General features: G+C 66.3%; 20 protein-coding genes and 3 tRNA genes. 14 read left to right on the top strand and 9 right to left on the bottom strand.

Annotated elements, in window-relative coordinates; translation table 11 throughout:
- The first annotated feature begins 50 nt into the window (after positions 1-50).
- The 4 genes from AC07PA_RS29810 (at position 51) to AC07PA_RS29795 (ending at position 4,223) form a co-directional block, all read left to right on the top strand.
- Complete coding sequence (locus tag AC07PA_RS29810; protein WP_494609871.1) at positions 51-968, top strand: YicC/YloC family endoribonuclease; 918 nt, start codon at positions 51-53, stop codon at positions 966-968.
- 37 nt (positions 969-1,005) lie between these two features.
- The gene (gene gmk, locus AC07PA_RS29805; RefSeq protein ID WP_007855564.1) at positions 1,006-1,626 is read left to right on the top strand and encodes a guanylate kinase; all 621 of its coding nucleotides are present in this window, start codon (positions 1,006-1,008) and stop codon (positions 1,624-1,626) included.
- Positions 1,627-1,645: 19 nt separating this feature from the next.
- Complete coding sequence (gene rpoZ / locus AC07PA_RS29800) at positions 1,646-1,849, top strand: DNA-directed RNA polymerase subunit omega (RefSeq protein WP_005794722.1); 204 nt, start codon at positions 1,646-1,648, stop codon at positions 1,847-1,849.
- A 97-nt stretch (positions 1,850-1,946) separates the two neighbouring features.
- Positions 1,947-4,223 carry a RelA/SpoT family protein gene (locus tag AC07PA_RS29795; protein WP_494609870.1) on the top strand — a complete coding sequence of 759 codons (2,277 nt, stop codon included), beginning with the start codon at positions 1,947-1,949 and terminating at the stop codon, positions 4,221-4,223.
- 8 nt (positions 4,224-4,231) lie between these two features.
- Here AC07PA_RS29795 and greB read toward each other — a convergent pair whose 3' ends face one another.
- From greB to hrcA, 6 genes are all read right to left on the bottom strand, one after another.
- The gene (gene greB, locus AC07PA_RS29790; RefSeq protein ID WP_494609869.1) at positions 4,232-4,828 is read right to left on the bottom strand and encodes a transcription elongation factor GreB; all 597 of its coding nucleotides are present in this window, start codon (positions 4,826-4,828) and stop codon (positions 4,232-4,234) included.
- A gap of 547 nt (positions 4,829-5,375) precedes the next feature.
- Positions 5,376-5,735 carry a hypothetical protein gene (locus AC07PA_RS29785; protein ID WP_494609868.1) on the bottom strand — a complete coding sequence of 120 codons (360 nt, stop codon included), beginning with the start codon at positions 5,733-5,735 and terminating at the stop codon, positions 5,376-5,378.
- 198 nt (positions 5,736-5,933) lie between these two features.
- Positions 5,934-6,010, bottom strand: a tRNA-Arg gene (locus tag AC07PA_RS29780).
- A 266-nt stretch (positions 6,011-6,276) separates the two neighbouring features.
- Positions 6,277-7,410, bottom strand: coding sequence for a hypothetical protein (locus tag AC07PA_RS29775; protein WP_494609867.1), 1,134 nt, complete (start codon positions 7,408-7,410; stop codon positions 6,277-6,279).
- 395 nt (positions 7,411-7,805) lie between these two features.
- A tRNA-Ile gene (locus AC07PA_RS29770) sits at positions 7,806-7,882 on the bottom strand.
- A 51-nt stretch (positions 7,883-7,933) separates the two neighbouring features.
- The gene (gene hrcA, locus AC07PA_RS29765) at positions 7,934-8,932 is read right to left on the bottom strand and encodes a heat-inducible transcriptional repressor HrcA (protein ID WP_007855554.1); all 999 of its coding nucleotides are present in this window, start codon (positions 8,930-8,932) and stop codon (positions 7,934-7,936) included.
- A 199-nt stretch (positions 8,933-9,131) separates the two neighbouring features.
- Between hrcA and AC07PA_RS29760 the strand changes: the two genes are divergently transcribed.
- The 3 genes from AC07PA_RS29760 to rapZ are packed head-to-tail and all read left to right on the top strand — an operon-like array spanning position 9,132 to position 12,617.
- Complete coding sequence (locus AC07PA_RS29760; protein ID WP_494609866.1) at positions 9,132-10,037, top strand: NAD kinase; 906 nt, start codon at positions 9,132-9,134, stop codon at positions 10,035-10,037.
- Between the two features lie 2 nt (positions 10,038-10,039).
- On the top strand, positions 10,040-11,749 hold the full coding sequence (gene recN, locus AC07PA_RS29755; RefSeq protein WP_494609865.1) for a DNA repair protein RecN: 1,710 nt from the start codon (positions 10,040-10,042) through the stop codon (positions 11,747-11,749).
- The gene (gene rapZ / locus AC07PA_RS29750; RefSeq protein WP_007855550.1) at positions 11,739-12,617 is read left to right on the top strand and encodes an RNase adapter RapZ; all 879 of its coding nucleotides are present in this window, start codon (positions 11,739-11,741) and stop codon (positions 12,615-12,617) included. Before recN ends, rapZ begins: the two co-directional genes overlap by 11 nt.
- Positions 12,618-12,627: 10 nt before the next feature.
- Here rapZ and mutY read toward each other — a convergent pair whose 3' ends face one another.
- From mutY to mutM, 3 genes are all read right to left on the bottom strand, one after another.
- A complete protein-coding gene (gene mutY, locus AC07PA_RS29745) occupies positions 12,628-13,698 on the bottom strand; it encodes an A/G-specific adenine glycosylase (RefSeq protein WP_494609864.1) in 1,071 nt (356 codons plus the stop codon).
- The gene (locus AC07PA_RS29740) at positions 13,698-15,671 is read right to left on the bottom strand and encodes a dynamin family protein (RefSeq protein WP_494609863.1); all 1,974 of its coding nucleotides are present in this window, start codon (positions 15,669-15,671) and stop codon (positions 13,698-13,700) included. The genes mutY and AC07PA_RS29740 overlap by 1 nt, the downstream gene beginning before the upstream one ends.
- A gap of 148 nt (positions 15,672-15,819) precedes the next feature.
- Positions 15,820-16,635 carry a bifunctional DNA-formamidopyrimidine glycosylase/DNA-(apurinic or apyrimidinic site) lyase gene (gene mutM, locus AC07PA_RS29735; protein WP_494609862.1) on the bottom strand — a complete coding sequence of 272 codons (816 nt, stop codon included), beginning with the start codon at positions 16,633-16,635 and terminating at the stop codon, positions 15,820-15,822.
- A 29-nt stretch (positions 16,636-16,664) separates the two neighbouring features.
- On the opposite strand from mutM, the gene AC07PA_RS29730 reads away from it, so the two are divergent.
- The 7 genes from AC07PA_RS29730 to AC07PA_RS29700 all read left to right on the top strand — a co-directional run.
- A complete protein-coding gene (locus AC07PA_RS29730; RefSeq protein WP_494609861.1) occupies positions 16,665-18,464 on the top strand; it encodes a tetratricopeptide repeat protein in 1,800 nt (599 codons plus the stop codon).
- Positions 18,464-18,997, top strand: coding sequence for a lipoprotein insertase outer membrane protein LolB (locus tag AC07PA_RS29725; protein WP_494609860.1), 534 nt, complete (start codon positions 18,464-18,466; stop codon positions 18,995-18,997). Before AC07PA_RS29730 ends, AC07PA_RS29725 begins: the two co-directional genes overlap by 1 nt.
- A 24-nt stretch (positions 18,998-19,021) precedes the next feature.
- Positions 19,022-19,879, top strand: coding sequence for a 4-(cytidine 5'-diphospho)-2-C-methyl-D-erythritol kinase (gene ispE / locus AC07PA_RS29720; protein ID WP_494609859.1), 858 nt, complete (start codon positions 19,022-19,024; stop codon positions 19,877-19,879).
- A gap of 30 nt (positions 19,880-19,909) precedes the next feature.
- A tRNA-Gln gene (locus tag AC07PA_RS29715) sits at positions 19,910-19,986 on the top strand.
- Positions 19,987-20,046: 60 nt separating this feature from the next.
- Positions 20,047-21,021, top strand: a complete 975-nt coding sequence (locus AC07PA_RS29710; protein ID WP_007855540.1) for a ribose-phosphate pyrophosphokinase — start codon at positions 20,047-20,049, stop codon at positions 21,019-21,021.
- A gap of 175 nt (positions 21,022-21,196) precedes the next feature.
- Positions 21,197-21,829 (top strand): 50S ribosomal protein L25/general stress protein Ctc, encoded by a 633-nt coding sequence (locus AC07PA_RS29705; RefSeq protein ID WP_007855539.1) that lies wholly within the window; start codon positions 21,197-21,199, stop codon positions 21,827-21,829.
- 14 nt (positions 21,830-21,843) lie between these two features.
- A partial coding sequence (locus AC07PA_RS29700) for a hypothetical protein (RefSeq protein ID WP_494655410.1) occupies positions 21,844-22,140 on the top strand: 297 nt, incomplete at its 3' end.

Below are 22,140 nucleotides of genomic sequence, written 5' to 3'. Positions count from 1 at the left end.
AGGCGGAACCCGGATAATCGCCGGATCGCAAGCAACCATCAAAAAGTCCAATGCCAGTTTACAGCATGACCGGCTATGCCAGCGCGCAGCACGGCACATCCGCCGCCGGCGCTGAAACCGAGGGCCGCGCCACCCAGGCGCGCCGCCTGGGGCTGGAGATCCGCTCGGTCAACAGCCGCTTCCTGGACCTGTCGTTCCGGTTGCCCGACGAACTGCGCGCCATGGAACCCGCCCTGCGGGCCCTGCTGACCGCCAAGCTCAAGCGAGGCAAGGTGGAAGTACGCGCCGCGCTGGAGAACGAGGACAGCAACACCCTGCAAGATCCGCCCGCCCGGCTGCTGCAGCGCCTCAACTCCCTGCAGGACTCGGTCAAGTCCTGGCTGCCCAACGCCGCGCCGCTGAGCGTGGCCGACGCCCTGCGCCTGTGCGCCAACGCCCATTCGGGCAACGAGGACTGGAGCGAGGCCGTGCCCGTCCTGGCCGAAGAGGCGCTCACCGCGCTGATGTCCGCCCGCGAGCGCGAAGGCAAGCGCCTGGCAGCCATGCTGCTGGACCGGCTCAAGCAGTTGCGCGAGCTGGCCCAGCAGGCCGTGCCCCTGGTGCCCCTGCTGGTGGAGCAGCAGCGCCAGCGTTTCATGGAGCGCTGGAAGGAGGCCATGGCCCTGACCGACGGCGCCACCCTGCCCGAGGCCGCCCGTGACCGTGCCCTTACCGAAGCCACGGCGTTTGCCATCCGCATCGACGTGGCCGAGGAGATCACCCGCCTGGATTCGCACCTCGACGAGATAGAACGCCTGCTCAAGAAGGGCGGCGAAGTCGGCAAACGCCTGGACTTCCTGATCCAGGAACTGCACCGCGAGGCCAACACCCTGGGCTCCAAGTCGGCAGCGCTGGACCTGACCCGCATCAGCGTGGACATGAAGGTCCTGATCGAGCAGATGCGCGAGCAGGTGCAAAATATCGAATGACATTCATGGTTTGAGCGCACGGCGCACACCTTCATCTATGGACTACCCAGGAAACCTCTTCGTAGTGGCAGCCCCGAGCGGCGCCGGCAAATCCAGCCTGGTCAAGGCCCTGCTGGAGCTGGACTCGCACGTTCACCTGTCCATCTCGCACACCACCCGCCCCCCGCGCGGCCAGGAAAAGCACGGGCGCGACTACTATTTCGCGTCGCAGTCCGAGTTCGACGCCATGGTCGAGGGCAATGCCTTCGTGGAATGGGCGCATGTGCACGGCAACCGCTACGGCACCTCCAAGAAAGCCATCGAGGAGCGCATCGCCCAGGGCTCGGACGTGATCCTGGAGATCGACTTCCAGGGTGCGCTGCAGATCCGCGAGGCGTTCGCCAATGCCATCCTGGTGTTCATCCTGCCACCGAGCTGGGAAGAGTTGCGCTCGCGCCTGGAACGCCGGGGCGAGGACTCGCCCGACGTGATCGAGGTGCGCCTGAAGAACGCCGCCACCGAGATGGCGGAGGTCAGCAAATTCGACTTCGTTATAATCAATGAACTGTTCGAGCGCGCGCTTTTTGACCTGAAGGCCGTTGTGCACGCCCAGCGCCTGAAGTACGCCGCCCAGCGACGCGCCCGTGCTGACACCTTCCAGTCGCTCAATATCACCTGAATCCCCGGAGTACCCACCGATGGCACGCATCACCGTAGAAGACTGTCTGGAAAAGATCCCCAACCGCTTCCAGCTCGTTCTGGCCGCGACCTACCGCGCCCGCATGCTGAGCCAGGGCCATGCTCCACGCATCGAAAGCCGCAACAAGCCCGCCGTGACCGCCCTGCGCGAGATCGCCGAAGGCAAGGTCGGCCTGGAAATGCTCAAGAAGGTTCCTGGTTGAGTCTGCGCAAGGGCCCCGGCCCCGAGAGCACCGCTGCCATGCGGTGCTTTTTTTTGCCCTGGCGACCCGTATCGCGTACCCGCGCTACATTTAAGGCATGAACGCGGTGTTCAACACTCCTTCGGCAGCACCTGCCCGGCCTGGCGACACCACCCACGCTCCGGCCAGTGCATCTGCGGCAGCGGCCAATGCCGCGGCTGCCAGCTTTGCCGCGCTCACCGACAACCTGGACTACCTGGACGCCCACAGCATCGAGCAGGTGCGCCAGGCTTACCGCTTTGCCGACGAGGCCCACCTGGGCCAGCTGCGCAACAGTGGCGAGCCCTACATCACCCACCCCATCGCGGTGGCGGCCCAGTGCGCCACCTGGAAGCTTGACGCCCAGGCCCTGATGGCCGCACTGCTGCACGACGCGATGGAAGACTGCGGCGTGACCAAGGTCGATTTGATCGAGCGCTTCGGTGCGCCGGTGGCCGAGCTCGTCGACGGGCTGACCAAGCTGGACAAGCTGCAGTTCAACACGCGCGAGGAAAACCAGGCCGAGTCGTTCCGCAAGATGCTGCTGGCCATGGCGCGCGACGTACGCGTCATCCTCATCAAGCTGGCCGACCGCACGCACAACATGCGCACGCTGTCGGACATGCCGCGCAGCAAGTGGGGCCGCATCTCGTCGGAGACGCTGGAGATCTACGCCCCCATCGCCCACCGCCTGGGGCTAAACCAGACCTACCGCGAACTGCAGGACCTGTCGTTCCGCCACCTGCACCCCTGGCGCTATGCCACGCTGGCCAAGGCGGTGAACAAGTCGCGCAACCGCCGCCGCGACCTGGTGCAGCGCGTGCAGAGCGAGGTGGACGCGGCGTTTTCGCGCATCGGCATGCAGGTGCGCCTGGCCGGCCGCGAAAAGACGCTCTATGCCATCTACCAGAAGATGGACCAGAAGCACCTGAGCTTTGCCCAGGTGACGGACATGTACGGCTTTCGCGTCATCGTGCCCACGGTGACGGACTGCTATACGGCCCTGGGTGTGCTGCACCAGATGTACAAGCCGGTACCCGGCAAGTTCAAGGACCACATCGCGATTGCCAAGCTCAACGGTTACCAGTCGCTGCACACCACGCTGGTGGGCCCCTCGGGCGTGAACATCGAGTTCCAGATGCGCACCGACGAGATGCATGTCATCGCCGAGGCCGGCGTGGCCGCGCACTGGCTGTACAAGGCGCAGGACGGCGATGGCACCTCGGCCGAGCGCCTGGGCACCAAGTGGCTGCAGTCGCTGCTGGACATCCAGAACGAGACGCGCGACGCCGCCGAGTTCTGGGACCACGTGAAGGTGGACCTGTTCCCTGACGCGGTCTACGTGTTCACGCCCAAGAGCCAGATCATGGCCCTGCCGCGCGGCGCGACGGTGGTGGACTTTGCCTACGCCATCCACAGCAACGTGGGCGACCGCACCACGGCGGCCAAGATCAACAACGAGCAGGTGCCCCTGCGCACCGAGCTCAAGAACGGCGACGTGGTGGAGATCATCACCGCGCCCATCTCCACGCCCAACCCGGCCTGGCTGGGCTTTGTGCGCACGGGCCGGGCGCGCTCCAAGATCCGCCACTACCTCAAGACCCTGGCGCATGCCGAGTCCGAGGGCCTGGGCGAGAAACTGCTGACCCAGGCCATCCGCTCCGAAGGCCTGGAACAGTTGCCCCCGGTGAACGCCGAAACCCAGCCCATCTGGGACAAGTTGCTGCGCTTTACCGGCAACCGCACGCGCACCGAGCTGATGACCGATCTGGGCATGGGCAAGCGCATCGCCAGCATCGTGGCCAAGCGGCTCATGGTGCTGATGAGCGAGCACGGCCACCGGCCCGACGCGCTGCTGCTCAGCCGCGAGCGCTACACCTCGCACGAGCGGCTTTCGCAAGGCGCCGTCACCCTGGACGGCAGCGAGAACGCATCGGTGCAGTACGCCCACTGCTGCCGCCCCGTGCCGGGCGATGCCATCGTGGGCTACCTGGGCCGGGGTGAGGGCCTGGTGGTGCACAACACGCACTGCGGCGTGGCCAAGCGCCTGCAGCACAAGGACAGCGAGCGCTTCATCGCCGTGGACTGGGCGGACGAGCCGGTGCGCATGTTCGAGACCGGCATCGTCGTCACCATCACCAACAGCAAGGGCGTGCTGGCCCGCGTGGCCGCCGACCTGGCCAGCGCCGAGGCCGACATCACCCACGTGGACATGGACGACGAGGTGGCACTGGACACCACCGACCTGCGCTTCATCGTCGCCGTGCGCGACCAGGCCCACGTGGAGGCCGCCCTGCGCAACCTGCGCCGCACCCCTGCGGTGATCCGCGCCAGCCGCATCACCCCTGCGGCCTGACCCGCCGTTCAGCGATCAGGGGGCTGCGACCCCTGCGCGGGCGGCGCATCGTGCGGCTCGTAGCGCACCTCCAGCACCTCCAGCGAGCGCACGCCACCCGGCGTGGGCAGCGGCACCTCGTCGCCCACCCGGCTCTTGAGCAGGGCGCGCGCCACAGGCGACACCCAGCTCACCTGGCCGCGGCCGCTGTCGGCCTCGTCGATGCCCATGATGGTGATGGTACTGGTCACGTCCTCTTCGTCCACATAGGTCACGGTGGCGCCGAAGAACACCTGGTCGCTGCCGGCGTGGACCAGCGGGTCCACCACCTCGGCCACCTCCAGCCGCTTGGTGAGGAAGCGTATGCGCCGGTCGATCTCGCGCAGGCGCTTCTTGCCGTAGAGATAGTCGCCGTTCTCCGAGCGGTCGCCGTTGCTGGCCGCCCAGTGCACCACCTCGACGATCTTCGGGCGCTCGTTGTCGATCAGGTCCAGCAGCTCACCGCGCAGCCGGGCATAGCCCGCGGGCGTCATGTAGTTGCGCGAACCGGCGGGGATGGGGGGCAGTGCCGGCCCTTCGTCGTCATCGGCCTGCGGGTCGGATTCCTTGGTGAAAGCCTTGCTCATGGCGGCATGTTACCCCTGCGGCAGCCCCGCGTTCCGGGCACCCGGCCCTTCCCGCCCAGTCTCTCAGCTGTTCGCAGGGCAGGCAGATGCCTTGTTGCCGAACTCCACGAAGTTTTCGTTCATGAGGCGCGTTTTGGCCGTGGTGCAGGCACACAGGGCCCCCTTATGAAGGCCACGATGTCTTCTAGCTGGGCATCCATGCCCGCCACGAAGTGCTCCCGGCTTTTCTCCAGGCACCGGGGCAGCGCCAGGCCATGCACTTCCTGGCGCAGGGCCAGCATGGTGAGGGCGGCGCACCATGGTGGCCATCCTTGAACGGCCACTCGCGGGTTGACGTGTCTACAGGCTGGTGCCTCACATCCTGGGTGGCTTGCCCACGGGATCCCCGGCTTCGTTCTCTTCCTCCCCCGCATAGGGGCCGACTCCATCTGGCGAGGGCCCTGTGCCTGGCTGCTGCGGGGACAGCGGCGGCGGGCCAGCGGGTGGCAGATCGCCAGGCGGCCGGGGTAGGTCCTTGGGCACCTGGTGCAGCGGGTGGTCCTTGGGATCAGTGGCCATGGTGAATACCTCCAGACACGGCGAATCCAGGCGGTGCCACACCGCCCGCGCCCGCAGCAGGAGACGCCCATGCGGTTTCCACCACTGGAGAGACAGCCTCCCAGATAAGCCCGAGCGCCCGGCATTGCCGGTCCAGTTCCTCGGTGGCGGCAGCGCGCTCCAGGTCATCGCATCGCAAGGTCGCCACCAACCGATCCCCCTCCCGCAGCAACACCTGGTAGCCCCGGCCCTCCTGGTCCGTCCAGCTGAAAAGCACGGCTTCCGCATCCACCTCGACCGGGGTCGAGGCAAGATGTTCCGACGCGGGGTCGCGCTTGAATTGGCAGGTGACTGCGTGGGTGGGCATCATCGGTGGGCAATGGTGAGAATTCACCCACAGAGTGCGCCGCCATGTGCAATGGAGGTGTAGGAAGACTGCGCGAGGTGCGCACCACGGCGACTACAGGGCCCAGAGCCCTTACCAACAGCACTGCGCAACGGGCTGGCGGGAAATCAGAGCGCACAAAGGAAAAAGCCCTGATACCTGGCGATATCAGGGCTTACCTGTTGGTGCGGCTGGCAGGAATCGAACCCACGACCCCTTGGTTCGTAGCCAAGTACTCTATCCAGCTGAGCTACAGCCGCTAAGCTTCGAATTATAGCATGGATTTTTCAACATTTCAAAAAATCGCTGCTTTCTGCGCTTGCCTCAACGTGAAACCCTGTGGCAATCACAGAACTCGTCTGCTGCACGTATTGTAGCGCACGCAAAAGGTGCCTCCAGGCAAAAAGGCCAAATTTATTGGCCGGCGCCCCTGATCGGCCGGCTTTCCCTCTTGTCGGCTGCCGCATGCAAAAAGGCCCCGAAGGGCCTTTTTGCGAGATGGGGAAGGCGCCGTGCGCCAACCCGTTTACTGGGGCCAGACCTTGCCCTTGCTGACAAAGGCACCCGTGCTGGTCTTGTAGCCGAAATAGATCTCGATATTGAAGGCGCGCAGGTCCGTGTCCGTCAGGTCCATCGAGGGCGAGAACTTCAAGGTGGTCGCATTCGTGCCCAGGCTGGAGTAGGCCACGTTCTCGGGGAAGGGCAGCAACAGTTGGGCCCAGCCATCGACCTTGCGGAAGAACCAGGCGTCCGTCGTGTAGAACAGGCCGTTGGCGGGAATGCGCGCGGCCACCCAGGTGCTGATCTGGGGATTTGCGGCGACCTCCGTGGCCGACTGCGTCATCGTGATGTCCAGCTTGAGGGACTGGCCGGCGGTGGAAGCCACCGTGGTGGTGACCGTCGTGCCTGCAACCGGTGGATTGGTGGTGCCGCCGCCACCGCCGCCAGGGCTTGCAGCGTCCACAGGGTCCGGGAAGGGGCTGGTGGTCCAGGTGATGGCGTTGTAGCCGGCCGCGTACTTGGGCATGTCCACGTCGATGGCGCCCTGGTAGTCGAAGAGCGCGGCGCCGCTCAGCTGGCGCACATAGAGCCACTTGCCCTGGCTGGTGCTGCTGCGGTTGGCATCGAGCTGGCCGCCCACGAAGCGCAGGGTGCCGCCACCATCGTGCACGACGAAGTGGTCGACATCTTCATTGACCAAGCGCGCAAACGAGGTGTCGATGCGCTCGCCGGTCTGGGCGGCCTGGTACTCGCTGCCACTCAGGGCGGCGACACGGGTCGGCTCCTTGCCGTAGCGCAGCACGAAGGCCGACTGGGTGCCCTGGGCCGCGTAGCCGGAGAACAGGAACGAGCGCGCACCGGCAGGAATGAAGACCTTGAATTCCTGGCTCTGCATCTGGAAGCCGGTGAATTCGGGCAGCGAGAGGGAACCGCCACCAGGGAAGGCGCAGCCGCCGGTGCCGAAGCCGATCGCGCAGCCCGTCACGCCAGTGGGCGCGTACTGCGCCTTGAAGCCGACCTTGGTGTCAAAGGTGTAGTTGAAGGTGCCAGGCGCTGGCGGCAGGGCGATCTTGTGTGCAGACTGGTGCATCGAAACGAAGTTCGCCGCCTGCGCAAAGGTGGTCAGTGCCGACAAAAATAAAACAATGAGATACCGCATCGAGGACTCCAAAAATAAAAATGACCAGGCACGCGCGCGGCGGCCCCCTTCACCATGGGCCGCCAATTTCAGGGCAGAAAACCGCGAATGCCAGGACCGTTTGGCCTATCGTTCTGACATGTCACCATGCCAACGCGCCGCCAGGCCCGCCCCACTGCAGGCCCGCAAACGTGACATAACGTGTCTTTGCATCGTAACGGTAACGTTGCATTGATGCAGTGATTCGGCGCACAAGTTACATGCGGATGCCCTGAGGGGCCCTCCCCGGCCGGGGGAGAGGTGCATGGGCGACGGGGGCCGCTTGTGCTGCGAGAAGGGGGAGAAAATTGACGCGGCATCACCCGCCATGCGGGCAAGAAGCTGCAACTTTGATAGCAACTATGCCAAGAGGGATATGGTAGGGCGTGAGGGACTTGAACCCGCGACCAAAGGATTATGAGTCCTCTGCTCTAACCAACTGAGCTAACGCCCCGTGTACCTGACCGAAGATGGGGCACGCGGTATTGTAGGGGCAAGCCGGTGTTCAACGGCGGTGGCTGAGCGCGTTGGACACCAGCTTGGAAGTGATGTCCACGATCTGGATCATGCGGTCGTAGGGCATGCGCGTGGGGCCTATCACGCCGAGCGTGCCCACCACCTTGCCATCCACCTCGTAGGGAGAGCTCACGATGGAGAGTTCCTCGAACGGAACGACCTGGCTTTCGCCGCCGATGTAGATGCGCACGCCCTCGGCCTGGCTGGAGAAATCCATGAGGCGCAGGATCTGCGTCTTCTGCTCGAAAAGGTCGAAGGCGCGACGCAGGTTGCCCATGTCGCTGGAGAAATCACTCACCGACAGCAGATTGCGCTCACCCGAGATGACCACCTCGTCCTGCGCCTCCCCCTCCGAGCCGACGTTGACGGCGGCCTGCATGAGCGTGCCGATCTCGCCGCGCAGCGCATCCACCTCGGACTTGAGGCGCTCGCGCACCTGCTCCATGGCCAGGCCGGCGTAGTTGGCGTTGAGGAAATTGGCGGCCTCGATCAGCTGCGACTGCGAGTGGTCGATGTCGGTGAAGATCACGCGGTTCTGCACGTCGCCCTCGGGCGAGACGATGATCACCAGGAAACGCCGCTCCGAAAGCCGCAAAAATTCGATGTGCCGGAACACCGAGGTGCGCCGTGGTGCCATCACCACACCCACGAACTGCGACAGGTTGGACAGCAGGTTGGCGGCGTTGGCGATCACCTTCTGCGGCTGCTCGGGAGCCAGCGGGGGTGAAATCAAAGGGTCACGCTGCACCGTCAACATGGTGTCCACGAACAACCGGTAGCCCTTGGCTGTGGGAATGCGCCCTGCCGAGGTGTGCGGGCTGGCGATCAGGCCCAGCTCTTCGAGGTCGGCCATCACGTTGCGGATGGTCGCTGGCGACAGGTCCATGCCGGAGGCGCGCGATAGCGTGCGCGAGCCGACGGGCTGGCCGTCGGCTATGTAGCGCTCTACGAGCGCTTTGAGCAGCAACTTGGCACGATCATCAAGCATGCGGTCGATTTTAATGAGGGAAGTGGGTGTTTCCCTGTCGCGTTTCGTCTATCGTTGTACAGAGAAGTCCGCATGGGATGCACTAGCATTGAACCACCTTTTCGCACCGGACCCTGTGCCCGCCGCCGTTATGGCCACCGCGCCCGACGCAAGGCCCCGCCCAGGCTCCGAGTTCCCACAACAATGATGTAATTTGACGATGCCCTCCAATTTCCGCCATGTAGCGCTCATCGGCAAGTACCAGCAGGCATCGGCTGCAGGCGCCTCCTCCATGACCGAGGGCTCGCGCCAGGCCCTGCAGGACATCGCCCAGTTCCTGCAAGGCCAGGGCTGCATCGTGGCCCTGGAAGCCGAGACCGCCGCCAACACCGGCCTGTCCGGCTATCCTGCGATGGACGTGGACACCATCGGTACCCAGTGCGAGCTGGGCCTGGTGGTGGGGGGCGACGGCACCATGCTGGGCATAGGCCGGCAGCTGGCGCGCCACAAGACACCGCTGATCGGCATCAACCAGGGGCGGCTGGGCTTCATCACCGACATCCCCTTCGGCACCTACCAGACCACCCTGCCCCCGATGCTGCAGGGTGAGTACGAGGAGGACCTGCGCCCACTGATGCATGCCCGCGTGGTGCGCGACGGGCAGGTGGTCTTCGAGGCGCTGGCGATGAACGACGTGGTCGTGAACCGGGGCGCCACCTCGGGCATGGTGGAGCTGCGCGTGGAGGTGGGCGGCCGCTTCGTGGCCAACCAGCGGGCCGACGGCCTGATCATCGCCTCGCCCACGGGCTCCACGGCCTATGCGCTGTCGGCCGGCGGCCCGATGCTGCATCCCTCGATTCCCGGCTGGGTGCTGGTGCCGATCGCGCCGCACACCCTGTCCAACCGGCCCATCGTGCTGTCGGACGCCACCGAGATCGCCGTGGAAGTGGTCAGCGGCCGCGACGTGAGCGCCAATTTCGACATGCAGTCGCTGGCCTCGCTGCTGCACGGCGACCGCATCCTGGTGCAGCGCTCCGAGCACTGCGTGCGCTTTCTGCATCCGCTGGGCTGGAACTACTTCGCCACCCTGCGCAAGAAGCTGCGCTGGAACGAAGGAGGCTCCTGACCATGGCCCTGAGGCGCATCACGCTGCGTGATTTCGTCATCGTTGAGGCGCTGGAGCTGGACCTGCAAAGCGGCTTCACCGTGCTCACCGGCGAGACCGGTGCCGGCAAATCCATCCTCATCGACGCCGTGCAACTGGTGCTCGGCGCCCGCGCCGATGCCGCCCTGGTGCGCGAGGGCTGCGCACGTACCGACGTGTGCGCCGAGTTCGACGCCCCGACCCACATCCGGCCCTGGCTCGAAGAGGCCGGGCTGGAGGGTGAGGAGCTGCTGCTGTTGCGCCGCACGGTGGATACCCAGGGCAAGAGCCGCGGCTGGATCAACGGCACGCCCGCCACGGCCACGCAGTTGCGCGCGCTCGGCGAGTTGCTGCTCGACATCCATGGCCAGCATGCCTGGCAGAGCCTGACCCGGCCCGAATCGGTGCGCGGCCTGCTCGATGCCTACGCGGGTACCAGCGACCGCCCCACGGTCGAGCGCTGGCACCAGTGGCGCCAGGACCAGAAGGCATTGGCCCAGGCCCGCGCCGCGCAGTCCACCCTGCAGCGGGAGCGCGAGCGCCTGCAGTGGCAGATCGCCGAGGTGGACAAGCTGGCCCCGGGCGATGACGAATGGCCCGAGCTTGACGCCCAGCACAGGCGCCTGTCCAACGCCTCGGCGCTGATGGATGCGGCCAACGCCGCCATTGCCGTCTTGTCCGGCGGGGACGGAGATGGGGGCGGCGCGCTGGACGGCCTCTCGCGCGCGCAGGACCTGCTGCAGGGCCATGAGCACCTGGAGGCCGAATTCGCCAGCGCCGCCGACATCCTCAACTCCGCGGTGGCGCAGGCCGGCGATGTCGTGCATTCGCTGCACGCCTACCTGCGCCACAACGACCTGGACCCCGAGCGCCTGGCCGCCGTGGATGCGCGCCTGTCGCTGTGGATGACGCTGGCGCGGCGCTACAAGCGCAGCCCGGTGGAACTGCCCGCCCTGCTGCACGGCTGGAAGGCCGAGCTGCAGCAGCTCGATGCGGCGGCCGACCTGGTGGCCCTGGAAAAGGCCGAGGCCGCCAGCGCCCGGGCCTACCAGGCTGCGGCGCGCGCGCTATCGCTGGCGCGCGCCAAGGGCGCGCCCCGGCTGTCCACCGCCATCACCCAGGCCATGCAGGGCCTGGGCATGGCCGGCGGCCAGTTCGAGGTGGCCCTGGGCAAGCTGGCCGAGCCCGCCGCCCACGGTACGGACGATGTGGCCTTCCTCGTGGCGGGCCACCCGGGCACAAGCCCGCGGCCCATCGGCAAGGTGGCCTCGGGCGGCGAGCTGTCGCGCATTTCGCTGGCCATCGCGGTCACCACCAGCGCCCTGGGTGAAGCCCCCACGCTGATCTTCGACGAGGTGGACTCGGGCGTGGGCGGGGCCGTGGCCGACACCGTGGGCCGGCTCATGCAGCAACTGGGGCGCGACCGCCAGGTGCTCACCGTCACCCACCTGCCCAAGGTGGCCGCGCGCGCCGACCACCACCTGGTGGTCTCCAAGCGCAGCGGCGCCAAGGGCACGGCCAGCCAGGTGGTGGCCGTGCAGGGCGATGGCCGCATATCCGAAATGGCGCGCATGTTGGGCGGCGACGACTCCAGCAAGGCGACCGTGGCGCACGCGCGCGAGATGCTCGCCATCGCACCGCCCGCTGCCCCCGTGCGCCGCCCCAAGAGGAGGAAACAGACCGATGGCGCTTGAGATCGTGCTGATCACCGGCATGTCCGGCTCGGGCAAGTCGGTGGCCCTGCATGCCCTGGAGGATGCGGGCTATTACTGCGTGGACAACCTGCCGCCCGAGCTGCTGCCGGCCTTCGTATCGCTGGAGCACCGCCACCACGGCAACCGCGTGGCCATCGCCATGGACGTGCGCAGCGCCACCTCGCTGCCGCTGGTGCCGCTGGAGCTCGACCGGCTGCGCAAGCAGGGCGTGGTCGTGCACTCGCTGTTCCTGGACGCGACCATCGACACCCTGGTGCGGCGCTTTTCCGAAACGCGCCGGCGCCATCCGCTGTCGCACGACGAGCTGACCCCGGACGCGCTCAAGCAGGGCCGCCGTGCGCTGGTGCAGATCATCGAGCTCGAGCGCGAACTGCTGGCCGACCTGCGCGAGGAGGCGCACGTCATCGACACCAGTGCGATCCGTGCCTCGCAATTGCAAAGTTACGTAAAGACCTTGATGGCGACGGCGCCGGGTCAGCTCACCCTGGTGTTCCAGTCGTTCGCCTTCAAGCGGGGGCTGCCCGTGGACTCGGACTACGTGTTCGACGTGCGCATGCTGCCCAACCCGCACTACGAGCCGGAACTGCGTGAAAAAACCGGGCTGGATGCCCCGGTGGCCGATTTTCTGCGCGCCCAACCCGATGTGGCGCTGATGCAAAGCCATATCGAGGGCTTCCTGGCCCATTGGCTGGAAATGCTGGACCGCAACCACCGCAGCTACGTGACGGTGGCCATCGGCTGCACGGGGGGCCAGCACCGCTCGGTCTATCTGGTGGAGCGGCTGGCAGAAGCCTTCGGCCGGCGCTGGGCCACGCTGCGGCGCCACCGCGAGCTGGACGGGCGCTGACCCGGCTGTCTTACAACAGGCCGCCGAAGAGGCTTGCCAACAGCTTGCGGATGGGCGCGGGCAGGCCCATGGCCTCCCACTCGCTGGCGCCGTACCAGCCGCCCTGGCCGGTCGCATCACGCGCCACCGGCACGCTGAGCACCACGGGGTGCAGGTGCAGGTCGCGGTGGGTCAGCACATGCAGGAAGGCCCCCAGTGCCTCGGTCTGCCCTGGTGCCACCGGGTTGGGCAGGTGGGCCAGGTGGTCGTGCAGGTGCGCCTCGTCGGCGAACACCGGCAGGCAGAACAGCCCGGCCCAGATGCCCGAGTCGGGCCGGCGCTCCAGCCACACGCGGCCCTTTGCATCCCGCATCACCAGCAGCCACCAGGATTCGGCCCGGCGCTTGAGCTTGCGCGTGCGCACCGGGTAGCGCTCGGCATCACCGGCCTGGCCGGCCACGCAGATGTCCACCAGCGGACAGGGTGGGCAATCGGGCGCGCGCGGGCTGCACAGCGAGGCGCCCAGGTCCATCAGGCCCTGGGTGTAGCGCGGCATGGCGTTGGCCAGGTCCTCCACCGGCAGCAGCGCCTCGGCCTGGTCCCAGAGCAGTCGCTCGTTCTTCGCCACGGCCAGGTCGGCATCGAAGCCCAGCACCCGCGTGAGCACGCGGCGCACATTGGCATCGAGGATGGGCGTGCGCTCGGCAAAGCAGAAGGAGGCGATGGCCCCGGCCGTGGACCGGCCGATGCCCGGCAGGGTGGCCAGCACCTCGGCCGTGCGCGGAAAGGCGCCGCCATGCAGGGCCACCACGGCCTGGGCGCAGGCATGCAGGTTGCGCGCCCGGCTGTAATAGCCCAGGCCGCTCCACAGGCCCATGACCTCGTCTTGCGGCGCGCGGGCCAGGGCCTGCACATCGGGGAATTTTTCGAGGAAGCGGGCGTAGTAGCCCAGCACCGTGCTCACCTGCGTCTGCTGCAGCATGATCTCGGACAGCCAGACCCGGTACGGGTCGCGCGTGTTCTGCCAGGGCAGGTGGTTGCGCCCGGCCGTCGCCTGCCAGCGCACCACGCGCTGGGCCACCCCGCCCGCCCGCGCGTCCATCAAAGCGGCAAGGCCACGTCCACGGAGGACTCTTCGGGTGCGGCCTGCTCGGCGTCCGGCGGCGCGATCAGTTGCGCGGTCAGCTCCTGCAGGCGGTGCTCCAGCTGGATCAGCTCACCCTCGCCCTGCTCGATTTCAGCGATGCGCTCCACCAGCCCGCTGGCGGCCTGCTGGATGCGGTCCACCGCCTCCATGCGGCGGGCAAAGCTGCGGCGGCGCTCGCGCAGCTGCGCGTCGAGCTGTGCCGTGGCAGACTTGCTCCACAGCTCCAGGTCGTTGGCGGCGGATTCGTACACGGTGCGCAGGCGCATGGCCAGGGCGCGCACCAGGCGCTCGGAGAATTCGGGCTGGGCCAGCTTGAGTGAGTTGCCCAGGCCCAGGTACTGCAGGTGGCTCTGCTCGATCTGCGAGAGGTCGTGCGCAAAATGCTCCAGCTGTGGCGGCGGAGGCACCTGCAGCGAGAAACCGAACTCGGCATTGAGCTGGCGGAAGGTGCCGCCCAGCATGGCCTGGATCTCGGTGCCCGAGGCCTGGGCCTTGTCCAGCGTGCCGCGCAGCTTGTCGAAGGTCTGCACGTAGATCTTCTTCACGCCGAGCTTGAGGCCCTTTTGCTGCAACAGCTGCGCCAGTTCGGCCAGTTCCACCTTGAGCGCCTTGGAACCCAGCTGCTGGAACACGTCGCGCAGCAGCTTGAGGTGCACGGCACGCACCGCCTGGATCTTGGAGGCGGAGAGGTCGAACTCGTGCTGCTCCTGCTCGATGCGCTGGCGCATGGACTCGATGACCGAGGCGTTCTTGCCGCGCAGGCTGCGCAGCTCGGCCATCTGGTCGTCCAGGTCGCGCCGGCGGATGTTGATGACACGCCCGGTCTCGGCGCGCAGGCCGGCGACGCCCGTGGCCACGGCCGCACGCAGGATGGCTTGGCGCTGGCCCATGATGCCCTTGGCCAGGGCCTCCTCGAGCACCGGCAGGCCGCTGGTCTCCAGCAGCAGGTCGTCGGCCGATATCTTGGCGACCAGGCCCTTCTGGGCAGACACGGGCACCACCTTGTCGGGGGATACGCCCAGCATCTCGGCCGCGGTATTGACCTGGCGCACCATCTGCGCCTGGATCTGCTCGGCGGAATTGAGTGAATCCCACAGGGTGTCGATCTTGTTGAGCACGACCAGCCGGCCGTCCAGGCTCTCGGCCGAGGTGGCCAGGTGCTCGCGCCAGATGGACAGGTCCGAGCGGGTCACCCCGGTATCGGCGCTCAGGATGAACACCACGGCATGGGCCTGGGGAATCAGGTTCACCGTGAGTTCGGGCTCGGCGCCCACGGCGTTCAGGCCCGGGGTGTCCAGGATCACCAGCCCCTGCTTGAGCAGGGGGTGGGGGATATTGATGATGGCGTGGCGCCACATGGGCACCTCGACCAGGCCATTGGCGTCGGGGATCGGGTTCTCGTCCACCAGGTCGTCGTGCCAGAAACCCAGCGCGCGGGCATTGTCCAGACTAACCCGGCGCACCTCGGCCACCTTTTCGAGGGCCTTGGCGATCTGGTCGGGATCGTTCACGTCCAGGGGGATCTCCTGCCAGCGCTCGGGCCGCAGGCGCCACTCGGCCAGGCCGTGCATCTGCAGGCGCGTCTCGATGGGCAACAGGCGCAGGCTGGGTGCGAAGTCGGCGTCGTAGCCCAGTTCGGTGGGGCACATCGTGGTACGCCCCGCGCTGGCGGGCATGATGCGCCGGCCATAGTCCGCAAAGAAGATCGCGTTGATCAGCTCGGATTTGCCGCGCGAGAACTCGGCAACGAACGCGACCATCACCTTGTCGGTGCGGACCTGGCTCTCCAGGCGCTGCAGGCGCTCCTGCACGGATGCGTCCATCAGCTCGTGCGAAGACATCCACTCGGCCAGCTGCTTGAGCTGCTGAGCGAACGCACGTCTCCACGCGCCATGCTGGTCAAACTGCTCGTTGAATGAAGGTCCCACTTTGCTCCCGGCGTTCGATAACGACTGTTTCTGAACTGAACAAAATATAGCATCGACTGCCCGCCAGCCATAGCTGTGGATGGTGCTTACCCGTCACGATGGGCCGCATACGCCACACTCGGCCGGCCAAGCCGCCCTCCGGCAGCCCTCACGCGCGCTGGCAGCGGGGGCAAAAATAGCTGCTGCGCTGGCCCTGGCGCAGGGCCCGGATGGGCGTGCCGCAGACCTTGCAGGGCGCCCCCTCGCGCCCGTACACGTTGGCGTGGGCCTGGTAGCTGCCATAGGCGCCGTCGGCGTTGGAGAAGTCCTTGAGCGTGCTGCCCCCGAGCTCCACGGCACGCTCCAGCACCTGGCGTATGGCGGCGTGCAGGCGCCCCATTCTGGCGGGGCCGATGCGCGCCGAGGGCGTCTGCGGGCGAATACCCGACAGAAACAGTACCTCCGATGCATAGATGTTACCGACCCCGACGACGACCTTGCCCGCAAGCAGCATCTGCTTGATGGGCACGCGGCTGGCCTTGATGCCCCGGCTGAAGGCGTCCAGGGTGAAATCCTCGGACAGGGGCTCCATGCCCAGCCCCCCCAGCAGCTTTTGCGCCACGGCATCGGCCTCGCCCGCAGCATGCACCACCGCGCCGAAACGCCGTGGGTCGTGCAGGCGCAAGGTGCCCTGGGTGGTGACCAGGTCGAAATGGTCGTGCGGGCCCGGCGGCGGCAGGCCGTGCGCAAAGCGCAGGCTGCCGGACATGCCCAGGTGCACCAGCAGGATGCCCAGGTCCAGATCGACCAGCAGGTACTTGCCGCGGCGGCGCACACCCAGGACCTGCCGCCCCACCAAGGCATCGCCGTCGCCTCCCAGCGGCCAGCGCAGCGGCTTGCCCAGCCGCACGGCCGTGACCCGGGCGCCAGCGATGGCCTGCGCAAAGCTGCGCCTTGTTACTTCCACTTCGGGCAACTCAGGCATCCAAAGCCCTCACGAACAGGTAGTCATGCATGGATTATTATGGGTCGATGGTGCCTTCAAACTACTTTCGGTCTGCCGTATTGACAGTTGCTTTTGCAGCAGTGGCCAGCGTGGGCTACGCGCAGCAGCCCCCTGGCAGCACGGCGCCCCCGGCGGCCGAACCGGCACCCGACGACGCCTCCAGCAGCAACCCGGCCCTGGACGCCGAGCTGTTCTATGAAATCCTCATGGGCGAGATCAACGCCCGCACCGGCGAGGCGGGCACGGGCTACGCCCTCATGCTGGAGGCGGCGCGGCGCACCAACAACCCCCAGCTCTACCAGCGGGCTGCCGACATGGCCCTGCAGGCGCGCGCGGGCGACCATGCGCTGGCAGCGGCCAAGGCCTGGCGCGAAGCCCAGCCGGACTCGCGCGAAGCCAACCGCTACGTGCTGCAGATCCTGATCGCCCTGAACCGCATCGGCGAGACCCCGGAGCTGCTGCGCCAGGAGCTGGCCCAGGCGCCGGTCCAGGCCAAGCCCACCATCCTGGGCATCGTGCCCCAGATGTTCGCCCGCGCCAGCGACAAGCCCCTGGCCGCGAAGGTGGTCGAACAGGCCCTGGCAGACGAACTGGCCAAGCCCGCCAATGCGGCCGCTGCACACATTGCCATCGGGCGCGTGCGCCTGGCCGCCGGCGACAAGACCGGCGCGCTGGCCAGCGCCCGCGCCGCCCAGGACCTGGACCCGACCAGCGAAGGCCCCGCCCGGCTGGGCATGGAACTGCAGGAAGAGAGCGTGCCCGAAGGAGAAGCCCTGGTGACGCGATATTTCGCCAGCCAGCCGCAGGCCACACCCGAGATGAAGATGGCCTACTCGCGTGTGCTGCTGGGCCAGCAGAAATACGGCGAGGCCAAGACCCAGCTCGAAGCCGTGACCCGCGCCAAGCCGGACCTGCCCGAGCCCTGGCTGATCCTGGCCACCCTGCAGTTGCAGGACAACCGCCTGGACCTGGCCGAAACCTCGCTCAAGCGTTTTCTGACGCTCATCGAGGGCCCGGACATCAACCGCGAAGCACGCCAGCGCAGCCTGAACCAGGCCTACCTGCTGTACGCGCAGATTGCCGAAAAGCGTGGCGACTTCGCCGCGGCCGAAGGCTGGCTGGCCCGCATCGAGAATTCGAGCGAGCTGTTCAGCGCCCAAAGCCGCCGCGCCTCCCTGCTCGCCAAGCAAGGCAAGATCGCACAGGCCCGCGCGCTGCTGCGCGCCCTGCCCGGCGTGACCGAAGACGACAAGCGCATGAAACTGCTGGCCGAGGTGCAGTTGCTGCGCGACCAGCGCCTGTTCAAGGAAGCCCTGGAGGTGCAGACCGAGCTCGTGGCACTGGCCCCGGACGATGGCGAACTGCTCTACGACCAGGCCATGCTGGCCGAGAAGGTCGGCCAGTTCGACACCATGGAAAAGCTGTTGCGCCAGATCATCGCGCGCCAGCCCGACTACCACCACGCCTACAACGCGCTGGGCTACTCGCTGGCCGAGCGCGGCCAGCGCCTGCCCGAGGCCCGGCAGCTGATTGCCAAGGCCCTGGAACTGGCCCCGGGAGACCCCTTCATCACCGACAGCCTAGGTTGGGTGGAGTTCCGCATGGGCAACAAGGCCAAGGCGCGCAGCCTGCTCGAGACCGCCTTCAAGGCCCGGCCCGATGCCGAGATCGCGGCCCACCTGGGTGAAGTCGTCTGGAGCATGGGCGAGCGCGACAAGGCGCTCGGGATCTGGCGCGAAGGCCTGCGCCTGAACCCCGACAACGACAGCCTCAAGGACACCCTGAAGCGCCTGGGGGCCAAGCCCTGATGCGCGCAACGGGCGGCGGCATCGCCGGAGGGCGTGGCCACGGCCTGCCGCTGCGCCAGTGGATGGCATGGCTGGCCCTGGCCTGCACGCTGTGGCTCACGGGCTGCGCCCAGCCGCCCCGCATTGCCGAGCCCGGCACCGCATCCTGGTCGGGCCGCCTGTCACTGCAGGTGGAGGGCCAGGCATCGCAGTCGTTCTCCTCGCTGTTCGACCTGCAGGGCAACCCCGACAAGGGCGAACTGGTGCTGACCAGCCCGCTGGGCAACACCCTGGCGCGGCTGCAGTGGGAGGCCGGGCGCGCCCAGCTCACCACCGGGCAGGAGACACGCGAATCCACCTCACTCGATGAGCTGCTGCGCCAGGCCACCGGCACGGCCATCCCGGTGGCGGCCATCTTCGAATGGCTGGGCGGCAAGCAGGCCACGGCCACCGGCTGGCAGGCCGATCTCTCGGGCAGTGCTGACGGCCGGCTGGTGGCTCGGCGCCACGACCCCGCTCCCGAGGCCACACTGCGCATCGCCTTCAGCCACTGAGCGCCCTGCCTTTTCCTTCCTCCCATGCAAGCCCTGTACGACGTGCCGGCTCCGGCCAAGCTCAATCTTTTTCTGCACATCACCGGCCGGCGCGCCGATGGCTACCACCTGCTGCAGTCGGTGTTCATGCTCATCGACTGGTGCGACACCCTGCATTTCGAACGCCGCCCGGACGGTGCCATCAGCCGCGAGGACCTGGGCCCGCCCCTGCCCGAGATGGACCTGGTGCTGCGCGCGGCGCATGCACTGCAGTCGGCCACGGGCTGCACCCAGGGCGCACACATCGGTGTCATGAAGCGTGTGCCGGCGCAGGCCGGCATGGGCGGAGGCTCTTCGGATGCGGCCAGCACGCTGCTGGCGCTCAACCGGCTGTGGGGTTTGAACCTCTCGCGCCAGGCGCTGCAGAAGATCGGCCTGACCCTCGGCGCAGACGTGCCGTTTTTTTTATGCGGCACGAACGCTTTTGTCGAAGGAATTGGTGAGACAATAACGCCGCTTGAGAGTGCACAGCAACTTCAGCAAGCGCGCTTCGCGGTCGTCAAGCCCGCAGCAGGTTTGGAGACAAAAGCAATTTTTTCTTCGCCGAATCTGAAACGCGATTCTGAGTGTGCTACAATCTTAGGCTTTGCTGCAACACACTTTGACTTCGGTCGAAATGATCTGCAGCCGGTTGCCGAGGCACTGTGCCCCGATGTGAAGCAAGCCCTGAGATGGCTTGAACAACGCGGGTTGCAGCCCAGGATGACAGGCTCTGGAAGTGCGGTGTTTGCGCAAATGCCACATGCGGTGGATCTGGAAGACGCCCCGGGCGACTGGCAGGTCAGAGCATGTGACAATTTGATGGTTCATCCTCTGGCTGGGTGGGCATCGAACGAGAATTGAGGTTGGCTGCTTTCGGCAGTTGACCTGTGTAGGGGAGTCGCCAAGCTGGTTAAGGCACCGGATTTTGATTCCGGCATGCGAAGGTTCGAATCCTTCTTCCCCTGCCAAATTTCTTTCACGCGCTTTCTCTCGCGTACGGGCTTTTATTTCAGACCGCTGGGACGCTCATGCAAGGCAATCAACCCGACTTCATGGTATTCACCGGCAATGCCAATCCTGGCATGGCAGCTGAAATCGCCCAACACCTCGGGACCACCCTCGGCGCCGCCGACGTGGGCCGTTTCTCCGACGGTGAAGTGACCGTCGAGATCAAGCAGAACGTCCGTGCGCGCGATGTGTTCGTGGTGCAGTCCACCTGCGCGCCCACGAACGAGAACCTGATGGAACTGCTGATCATGGTCGATGCGCTCAAGCGCGCCTCGGCAGAGCGCATCAGCGCCGTGATCCCCTACTTCGGCTACGCCCGCCAGGACCGCCGCCCCCGCTCGTCGCGCGTGCCCATCACCGCCAAGGTGGTGGCCAACATGCTGCAGGCCGTGGGCGTGGCCCGCGTGCTGACCATGGACCTGCATGCCGACCAAATCCAGGGCTTCTTCGACATCCCGGTCGACAACATCTATGCATCGCCCGTGCTGCTCGGCGACCTGCGCCAGAAGAACTACGAAGATCTGATCGTCGTCTCCCCTGACGTGGGTGGCGTGGTGCGTGCCCGTGCGCTGGCCAAGCAGCTGAACTGCGACCTGGCCATCATCGACAAGCGCCGCCCCAAGGCCAACGTGTCCGAAGTCATGCACGTGATCGGCGAGATCGAAGGCCGCAACTGCGTGATCATGGACGACATGATCGACACGGCCGGTACGCTGGTGAAGGCCGCCGAAGTGCTCAAGGAGCGCGGCGCCAAGAGCGTGTACGCCTATTGCACGCACCCCATTTTCTCGGGTCCTGCCATCGAACGCATCGCCAAGGGCTCGGCCCTCGATGAAGTGGTGGTGACCAACACGATTCCCTTGAACGACAACGCCAAGGGATGCGCCAAAATCCGCCAGCTCTCCGTGGCCCCGCTGATCGCCGAAACGATCCAGCGCATTGCCAAGGGTGAGTCGGTGATGAGTCTGTTCTCGGATCAGGAAAACCTGTTCTAAAAAGCCCCGGGCCTCGCAGGAGGCCCTTGGTTTTGCAGAACGCTGGACACCAAGCCTCCTTCGGGAGGCTTGTCCATTGGTTGGTTCGGGAACGCAATGTGGCCTGCCCTGTGGCAGGCCTTTTTAAAACAGGACACGACTGGTCGCGGTCTGTCCTTTTCAGGAGCTAGTTATCATGAACTTCGTCGCTTTTGAGCGCGCCAAGCAAGGTACGGGTGCGAGCCGCCGTCTGCGCAATTCGGGCAAGACGCCTGGCATCGTCTACGGCGGTACCGCTGAACCCCAACTGATCGAGATCGACCACAACGCACTGTGGCACGCCCTCAAGAAGGAAGCCTTCCACTCCAGCGTGCTGGACATGGAAGTCGCCGGCAGCACCAGCAAGGTCCTGCTGCGTGACGTGCAATACCACCCCTACAAGCAACTCGTGCTGCACATCGACTTCCAGCGCGTGGATGCCAAGACCAAGCTGCACATGAAGGTGCCACTGCACTTCAGCGGCGCGGAAGAATCCCCCGCCGTGAAGGTGGACCACTGCCTGGTGAACCCCGTCGTGAACGAACTCGACGTGTCGTGCATGCCTTCGGACCTGCCTGAGTTCATCGCTGTGGACCTGTCCAAGCTGCAAAAGGGCTCTTCGCTGCACCTCAAGGACATCAAGCTGCCCAAGGGCGTGACCGCCGTGATCCGTGGCAACAAGAACAACCCCGTTCTGGTGTCCGTGGCTGCTCCGGTCGTGGTCGTCGAGACCCCTGCCGAAGCCGCTCCTGCTGCCGACGCCAAGGGCAAGGGCAAGGGCAAGAAGTAATTTCTTCTGCTTTTTTGCACATCAAGAACGGCTCACTTCGGTGGGCCGTTTTTGTTTTGTGGGCCTGCCTTGGTGTCGATGGTTGCCACATGTCTTTGCGAAGTGCAGAGGCCGGGATGTGCGCCCGGCGGCGCACCCACCTTCTTTTGCGTCGCCAAAAGAAGGTGGGCCAAGAAAAAGCGACCCCCAGTCTGCGTCCCTTCGCTTCGCTGCGGGCAACCTGCGATGCTCGGCTCTGGGGTGGTGCCGCAGAACTCGCTGCGTTCTTCGAACTCCGCTCAAACAGCTGCGGCAAGTCAGATCACGAAGCG

This window comes from Acidovorax sp. GW821-FHT09B03 (genome assembly GCF_059418305.1).
This window is presented reverse-complemented; position numbering and strand designations above follow the sequence as displayed.